The following is a 7,574-nucleotide window of genomic DNA, read 5'->3' as shown; positions in this document are numbered from 1 at the left end:
AATGAATTAACATTTACTCCTTATCCGTGTTGATAATTTTCCTTAGAACCGCAATGGTTTATCTCTCTATGCTTGGATGAAGTTCAAGCACGAACTGATCGTTCCTTTGCCACTTCTCTTTTCGGTAAACAGCAAAATCAACAATGGACTTCAACATTTCGTTTTTCTTTGCCGGGTCCTTGGTCTTATGATATAATTTTAATATTGATTTGATCTTAGGGACGATATTTGTTTTTTTGTTCGCCCTAGTCATTTCATTCTGTATCTCAGATTTTATTTTTTCAATCGCCTGTTTAATCGATTCTGTACGTTCTGCCAATATCTTAGATCGTTCTAGGTAAGTTTCGATACTGTAGATCCCTTTTTCGAGGTAGTCGTGGAGACTACCTTTTTGTTTTTCTGTATCGCTCAATTCACGTTCTAATGTTTTCAGAGCAGTTTGCCTAGCTTCAACACCCATGTTTGGTGAATTTTTTCGCTCCTTTAGTTCGATCTTGAGTTGAGCCAACCATTGCTCCAAACTCCAAAGTAGCTTTTCCTCTACATACGCCGCCCTGGATGATCTATTAACGCAAAATTGGTTATAACACTTGATATGTGCAGGTTGGTTAGTATACGGTCTAAGTACCATGGATGAGTTACAGTATCCACACCGAATTAAACCGGCGAGAGGGTTGGTTATACCGTTTTCTAGCTGATACGGCACGTGATACTTTCCTTTTAATATTTTCTGAGCTTGGTTGAATAGCTCTTCACTAATTAGTGGTTCATGCTTCCCTTTAGCGTCTATCCACTCTTCTTTCGGCCTTGACTTGATATCCCGTTGTTTTCCTGGGGTGGTGGATTTCTTCTGTTCTTTTCGGCCCCATTGTATTCTGCCAATGTAAACGGGGTTTTTGATTATATTTAAAACAGATGATGATTTCCAAAGGCCACCTGTATAAGTTCTGCAAAACTTGTTCAATTCAAGCGCGATCTTATTTGCCCCTACTTTCTCACGTTTACCATTCACTTCAATCCCGTTGGCGTACCAATCAAAGATTAGTCGCACAATATTCGCCTGTTCTGGATCCGGTACCAAGAAGCGCTCACGATCCGTCTTATGAATCTGATATCCGTATGGTGGCCGTGTGGCAATATAGTTTCCTTCCTGAACGGAACGTTTACGCCCGCCCTGCATCCGGCGAGTTATCGTTTTGAGTTCGTGCCGCGCAAAGAATGCCTGAAACTCGGACATAGTTTCATCCATTTCATTACGCAGGTCATATGTCTTGAGAGGCGTTATAATAAGTGTATTCGCATTTCTGAACGTCTCTAGTATCAATCCTTGTTCCTGCATGTTTCCGCGGCCTAACCGATCCATATCCATTACGAGAACTCCGTCGTACAATCCTGAGTCTACTTCCCGTAGTAATTCTTGCATTTCAGGTCGATGAAGAAGGGATTCTCCGGATACAATTTCCTCACGAATCTTGATGATATTTAAATTTCGCTCTTTCGCAAACCGAAGCAGCGCTTTTTTATGCTTGGCTAATGTTTCTCCCTCGCCGCGCATTTCTGCTTCCATGTCTGCACGGCTTTTTCGGAGATATATTGCTACTCGTTCCATGATGATCCTCCTTTCATGTTTTATCTTATCAACGTTCTCATATCTGCACAATTGGAAAAAAAGGCTCTTCGTAAAAACGTGTTGAAATAAATTCTTTGTTCAAACTATCAAAAATCGTAAAAGTGTGTTGAAATCACCCCCTAAAATAGTACAATGGTAATAAAAAGGAGGATGAAAAAATGGTAAGAGACATTAAGTTTCGTGGGTGGGATACCCTCCATAAAACTATGACCACTAACCTTCATGATGATTACATCATTGGTGAATGGGCAAGAGACCCCAGATTCGTTGTCTTGCAATACACAGGGCTCAAGGACAAACAAGGCGTTGAGATATATGAGGGTGATGTTGTTGAAGTTACCGAGATGCCTAACAGCCCTGACGAACGACACTATGTTGCGGAAATCATTTATAAAGATGCTTGTTTTTTGATCAAAGAATCAGGCAAGATCGAAATACCATTAAGAGAGATTACTTACGAGCCTTATTCTAACGGGTATCATCCATTGACATGCTCAGTCATCGGAAACAAATACGAAAACCCAGAGTTGATAGCCTAATGAACATAATCAAACTACCAAAATATCCATGTTCCTTTTGCAAGAAGAATGAAGCTACTCAGCTATGTGATTTCGTTGTCGGTTATGCCTGGACCAGCATGAAGGATGAAAAGGGACGAATGATCGGTCGCTATCATGAAACTTGTAATAATCAGATTTGTAAATCGTGTGCAACGAATCATGCAGGATATGACCTCTGCCCTTCGTGCAATGAGTTGTACAAATTGATACAAAAAAAACACGATAGGCGTATAGGGAACTTCCTTATTGATTTAGTGTCTGGCAGGGTTTCGCAATGAACATACTGAACATCCCATCACTGAAAGTCACTAAAACAGAACTAAAAGAACATGGCTACGAAATATGGGCAGAGGTCGCGAATCCTCCAGACTTCTGCCCTAATTGCGGCTCATTAGAAGCCAAGCTTTCGAAATTCGGAACCAAACGTCAATTATTCATGGACTTACCTATCCACGGCAAACGTGTCGGCATCATCCTTAACCGCCAGCGTTATTTGTGCAAAGACTGCGGATCGACGTTCCGCGAGATACTTTGGGATATTGATGACGACCACATGTGCACCGTTCGATTCAAAGAATACGTCCAAGAGCAATCGCTAAAGCGTACATTCACCAGTATTGCGGATGAACTTGGCATAAGCGAAGGCACGGTACGAAACATCTTCAACAAGTACATTGACTTCCTTGAAACATCTCATCAGTTTGTTACGCCAAGATGGTTGGGTATCGATGAAATCCATATACTCGGCAAACCCAGAGGCGTAATCGCCAATGTAGAAGAGAACGTCTTAGTTGATCTTCTGGTGGACCGCAATAAAGAGACCATTATACGCTATTTAAGCCATCTGCCTGACCGCGTAGGCGTTGAAATCGTCACGATGGATATGTGGCAACCTTACCGCGATGCAGTTCGCCAGACGCTTCCCAATGCCGTTATAGTCGTTGATAAGTTTCATGTCGTGCGAATGGCTAATCTGGCGGTTGAAACAATCCGCAAGAATATCCGCAAAGAATTGGACGCAAAGCAACGCAGGCAGTTGAAAAATGATCGTTTCTTGATGCTTAAACGCCGTAAGGACTTAACGCCGATGGAGCAGATTATCCTTGATTCCTGGACGCTTAACTTCCCCCGTCTCAAGCAAGCCTACGAGCTTAAAGAAGCATTCTATGAGATATGGGAAGCATCCGACGCAAAGGAAGCACAAGAGCGTTATACAGCTTGGCAAGCATCTATTCCAGACGGGATGAGATCGGCATTCAGCGACATCATCAAGGCTTACGGCAACTGGCAACATGAGATCAATAACTATTTCACTCATAGGGTTACAAATGCCTATACAGAGTCCATAAACGGCTTAACAAGGGTGGTGAACCGTATGGGACGTGGTTACTCATTCAAAGCTCTCAGGGCAAAAATGCTGTATTCAGAAGGACTACATAAGAAAGCGAAAGCCAACTACAAGAAATCCGTTGAACTGATGTACAACATGTTCACTTACCAACGTCCTGAAATCGAAGAGCAAACCGTCACACTCGGAACAGACATTTCAACCCTAATCAAACGTATCGAAGAGGGGTCATTATGACCCTTTTTCAATACACTTTTACGAATAACCGAAAAAAAGAAAAAGCCCCGGAGGGCTTAGTAAATAAATGTGTTTCTCACTCTTTTTGATTTTATCATATACGGAATCCAGATGACGCATGTTATTAAAGCTTTAAACAGTTGACCCCATTGCTCTTCTATCACACGCTTGTCGATTTCAGGAACAATGCTGATTATCAATATGTAAATAAATCCAAATATGAGTGCAGATAAGTAAAATAGTATCATTGTTTTGGAGAATGCTTTTTTAAGTCTAAAACACTGATAAGCTGCGAGTAAAAGAATTGACAAGTTAAATAAATTGAAAACTGTTTCAAACAACACAGCGAAAGCAAGTGTTGGGCTATACTCAGATATCTCCTGTATTCTTGCGGACGTATACAATGGCATTAGTGTATCTAACAAATAAAACAGTGATTGACCAAATGCAATTATTGCCCCAAGTGCAACTAAATAGAGCCACCCGCCAAATCCAATCGGATAATTGGCATCAATGTAATCACCTGCTACTGAGGCCGAAGCTTCATCTCTTGTTTTTTTATTTTCCAAAAATCTACCTGCTATAGCGAGTGTTAATGAAAATATCCAGATTAACAACAAAACAATTATCCATTGAATGAAAGGGGAATCTAAACCACTTATCTTCCATTCATAATAACACCAATATAATTGTGAAATTACAGGGAATATGAAAGATAATATAGCCGCTGCAATACCGCTGCTGTTGTATGCTATAACAAGCGTCCAAATATGGATAATAACACTACCTGCATATACAAGAAATGCCATTAAACTTGCTAAGCCTACGAATAATGAACTCAAACTAAACAACCTTCTTCACTTTTCCCCATCGGCTGGGGGATTTGCTTATCTTCCTCCGTAAAACATAGATATTTCCGTTCAGTTGGATCGTTATTGCCGAATTCATTGAATTAGTGGTTGGATTCAATTGATATTGTGCCGCAGACAGCAACAAGGATGATTCAAGCATATGAGCAATTTGGAAATCGTACGACGTCGTACGATTTACCAACCGGAAAAATATTTGAGATGCTTTCGCTTTCATTAAAAGCATCATCTAGGTCTCGTAAATCTATTTTTCCGTCGTCTTTATTCATAATCTCACCTATATCGTTCCCCATCGGCTAGGGGATTTTCTCGCGTCATCAAAATAATATATTTACCATAAATTTTACACAATGAAACTTTAGTACTCTATGAAAGTTCAGAATTTTGATGCAATATGTATGAAACTGTGACAAATATCACATATTTTTTCCGCTTATTTGTCATATTCTGAAACGTAAGGGCTACCAAAACCCATTTTTTATCTTGAATGGGAACGGTTGTTCTTATATAATAGAAACACTAACATAAGAGGCGGTTGATGTGATGGAGCAAAGAGATCAGAAGGGACAAGAAATCTTTGACGAAATCCAGTCAATAACGAATGAGCACCCAGAAACGTTTATGCAAGACGTTATGAACATTATATTACGTTACTATGATTCTTGTCCTTCATCAGATTTATCGGCTACATAATTCTCAACAATCAATTTCACTATTCCCTCTAGCTGCTTCTTCTTAGCTGGGTCTGATAAGTCGATCCCGTATTTATCTGCAATTTCGGCAATTACAGCCGCGTTTTTATGAGCCTCCAGGACACCATTCGAGACCAGCGAGGCTCTCTTTGTATCAGAAATACCCAATAGATAATCCACCGATACATCATAAAACCTAGCTATTTTCTCGATCGTTTCTATGTCTGGCTCCCGATTCCCAGATTCATAATTAGAATATGTAGTTCTTACTATACCTAATCTTTTTGCAGCCTCTGTTTGCGATATTCCTTTCTTTTCTCGTAGTTTTCTCAACCTCTCTATTTTCAAGATTATTACCTCCATTCAAGTACGAACATTATTATTATAATGATTCAATTCGAATCCTTACACCTTCTGATTCAAAAAGAATAAAATATGTGTTGACAGATTCGTTATGAATCAGTATTATGTAATTGTAAGGTGATTCAATACGAAACAGAAAAGGCGGTGAACAAGTATGGAAAAACGTTTATGGTTAATCGAAAAAAGAGGAAAATTAACTCAATCTCAAGTTGCTATTTTGTCCGGTATTAGTCGCACAGCATATTCAAACATCGAAAATGGTAGAGGTTTGAGTGTTGCTGTAGCAAAGAAAATTGCATCAGCTTTAAAGTTTGACTGGAAGATTTTTTTTGATCAAAAGAGATTCGATATGAATCAAAACAAAACAGCATAAGGAGATGAAGAAAATGAATCAGTTAAAAGTAATTGAACAAAAAGGTATTAGAGTATTGACTTCTGCTCAACTTGCTGAAGTATTTGGAACTGATTTTAAACGAATTAATTACAACTTTAATTACAACAAAGAAAGATACGAAGAAGGGAAACATTTTTTCGTTCTAACCGGCGATCAAAGAAGAGAATTCATTAACGAGCATGAAATTCATGCTTCCTTAAAAACAGCCCACACCATATACCTCTGGACTGAAAAAGGTGCGTTCCTTCACGCAAAATCACTTAACACCGATCAGGCATGGGACGCATATTCAAAGCTCGTTGATGACTATTACAAGAAAGTAGAAGAATCTAAGCAATCTCAGCCTGATCTATCCGCACTAAGCCCACAATTACAATTCATGATCATGATGGAACAGAAACAAAAAGCACTCGAAACTAAACAAGCCCAGCTTGAAGAAAGGATCAACGATGTTGAGGAAGTAAAAACGACCGTTAACAACATCGCCGAATATATAACCGCGGTACCGGATCATGCCAAAGTGGTAAGCACGGTCAATGAATTTGCCAGGTGGACTAGACTTGGACACAACGAAGTTTACAACAAGGTATATGAAATCCTTAAAAGGATTCATGGCATTGATGTTAGACAAAGGGTAGAAAACGAACGCGAACGCATCCAGAAAGAATACAACCGGAAGTCAGGCAAATGGTACTCCGAATCTACCCTGAAATCAAAAGTAAACGGAATTGACATTATGGTTCGAATGGGCTGCTTGGATAAATTCAATAACATCTTAGTCGGATTACTTTCGCAAGAAAAAATAAAAACCACATTGCGACGTGTTAAATAGGACGGTGAATCAATGAAAAAAACTACCAACTATGATGACAAAAATTGACGGAGTAGAAGTTTCATTTAGAGATTACTTAAGAGAAGTGGATAACAGTAACTTGTACGAATCAGACATTCAAGAGATTCTGCAAAATTGGAGACACGCTGATTGGGTTTACACAGATGATTATATTGCCCCTATTGCAGTGCAAGTCATAACAGATGCGTGTGAACATGATTCCGAACTGTACAAAAAAATTATGACTGTAATTGAAGAAGCATACTTAAAAATTGGACCGAAAATTAGAGAACAGCCAATTATAACTCGCATTAAGTAAAGGAGCGTGAATACATGCAAACTGTCCAAGCCAGAAGACATATACATCACCATAGAGGTGATGACATGGATAAGAAGCCAGCAGAGATTTTATATCACGGCGGGACAGTTATCAAAATATTCGCGCCGGATCCTATGACTGATGAAGAACGAAAAGTAAAAATGGATCGTTTGGAAGCGGCGATATGGGCCATCATTGATGAGTGTCACGAACGCGGCGAGGCGATATAAGCCTCTCCTTAGTGGACTAGCCCCATTAAATATACCCATATATGAGTAAATAGTCGCGGTTAATTTATAAAAGGGAGAGATTAACATGACCTGCACCGGC

General features: G+C 39.5%; 9 protein-coding genes. 6 read left to right on the top strand and 3 right to left on the bottom strand.

All coding sequences use genetic code 11. The features are described from left to right. Positions 1-58: 58 nt before the first annotated feature. Complete coding sequence (locus tag BLT35_RS22185) at positions 59-1,609, bottom strand: recombinase family protein (protein ID WP_074729793.1); 1,551 nt, start codon at positions 1,607-1,609, stop codon at positions 59-61. 179 nt (positions 1,610-1,788) lie between these two features. Here BLT35_RS22185 and BLT35_RS22180 point away from each other — a divergent pair, with 179 nt between their 5' ends. Both BLT35_RS22180 and BLT35_RS22175 read left to right on the top strand, forming a co-directional pair. Further along, positions 1,789-2,169, top strand: a complete 381-nt coding sequence (locus BLT35_RS22180) for a YopX family protein (RefSeq protein WP_074729792.1) — start codon at positions 1,789-1,791, stop codon at positions 2,167-2,169. 295 nt (positions 2,170-2,464) lie between these two features. Continuing rightward, positions 2,465-3,775, top strand: coding sequence for an ISL3 family transposase (locus tag BLT35_RS22175; protein WP_074729791.1), 1,311 nt, complete (start codon positions 2,465-2,467; stop codon positions 3,773-3,775). Between the two features lie 56 nt (positions 3,776-3,831). On the opposite strand, the gene BLT35_RS22170 is transcribed toward BLT35_RS22175, so the two are convergent. Then, positions 3,832-4,617: a DUF2569 domain-containing protein gene (locus BLT35_RS22170; protein ID WP_074729790.1), complete on the bottom strand. Its 786-nt coding sequence runs from the start codon at positions 4,615-4,617 to the stop codon at positions 3,832-3,834. A 680-nt stretch (positions 4,618-5,297) separates the two neighbouring features. Then, positions 5,298-5,684, bottom strand: a complete 387-nt coding sequence (locus BLT35_RS22160; protein WP_175472039.1) for a helix-turn-helix domain-containing protein — start codon at positions 5,682-5,684, stop codon at positions 5,298-5,300. Between the two features lie 169 nt (positions 5,685-5,853). Here BLT35_RS22160 and BLT35_RS22155 point away from each other — a divergent pair, with 169 nt between their 5' ends. Genes BLT35_RS22155 through BLT35_RS22140 form a run of 4 tightly spaced genes read left to right on the top strand, consistent with a single transcriptional unit; the run spans position 5,854 to position 7,474 of the window. Next, entirely contained in the window at positions 5,854-6,072 is a 219-nt protein-coding gene (locus tag BLT35_RS22155) for a helix-turn-helix transcriptional regulator (RefSeq protein ID WP_074729787.1), read from the top strand. A gap of 13 nt (positions 6,073-6,085) precedes the next feature. Beyond that, on the top strand, positions 6,086-6,925 hold the full coding sequence (locus tag BLT35_RS22150) for an ORF6N domain-containing protein (protein WP_074729786.1): 840 nt from the start codon (positions 6,086-6,088) through the stop codon (positions 6,923-6,925). Positions 6,926-6,956: 31 nt separating this feature from the next. Further along, positions 6,957-7,244 (top strand): hypothetical protein, encoded by a 288-nt coding sequence (locus BLT35_RS22145; protein WP_074729785.1) that lies wholly within the window; start codon positions 6,957-6,959, stop codon positions 7,242-7,244. 14 nt (positions 7,245-7,258) lie between these two features. Beyond that, positions 7,259-7,474, top strand: coding sequence for a hypothetical protein (locus BLT35_RS22140; protein ID WP_054819748.1), 216 nt, complete (start codon positions 7,259-7,261; stop codon positions 7,472-7,474). Positions 7,475-7,574 lie beyond the last annotated feature (100 nt).

This window comes from Paenibacillus naphthalenovorans, assembly GCF_900099895.1.
In the GTDB taxonomy this organism is placed as follows: Bacteria; Bacillota; Bacilli; order Paenibacillales; family NBRC-103111; genus Paenibacillus_G; species Paenibacillus_G naphthalenovorans.
The sequence above is the reverse complement of the archived record's forward strand: the minus strand, read 5'-3'. Positions and strand labels throughout refer to the sequence as shown.

What these genes read in the sequence shown, in the direction of transcription:
- BLT35_RS22185 (WP_074729793.1), bottom strand. Translation starts at nt 1,609, where the DNA reads ATGGAACGAGTAGCAATATATCTCCGAAAAAGCCGTGCAGACATGGAA.
- BLT35_RS22180 (WP_074729792.1), top strand. Translation starts at nt 1,789, where the DNA reads ATGGTAAGAGACATTAAGTTTCGTGGGTGGGATACCCTCCATAAAACT.
- BLT35_RS22175 (WP_074729791.1), top strand. Translation starts at nt 2,465, where the DNA reads ATGAACATACTGAACATCCCATCACTGAAAGTCACTAAAACAGAACTA.
- BLT35_RS22155 (WP_074729787.1), top strand. Translation starts at nt 5,854, where the DNA reads ATGGAAAAACGTTTATGGTTAATCGAAAAAAGAGGAAAATTAACTCAA.
- BLT35_RS22150 (WP_074729786.1), top strand. Translation starts at nt 6,086, where the DNA reads ATGAATCAGTTAAAAGTAATTGAACAAAAAGGTATTAGAGTATTGACT.
- BLT35_RS22145 (WP_074729785.1), top strand. Translation starts at nt 6,957, where the DNA reads ATGATGACAAAAATTGACGGAGTAGAAGTTTCATTTAGAGATTACTTA.
- BLT35_RS22140 (WP_054819748.1), top strand. Translation starts at nt 7,259, where the DNA reads ATGCAAACTGTCCAAGCCAGAAGACATATACATCACCATAGAGGTGAT.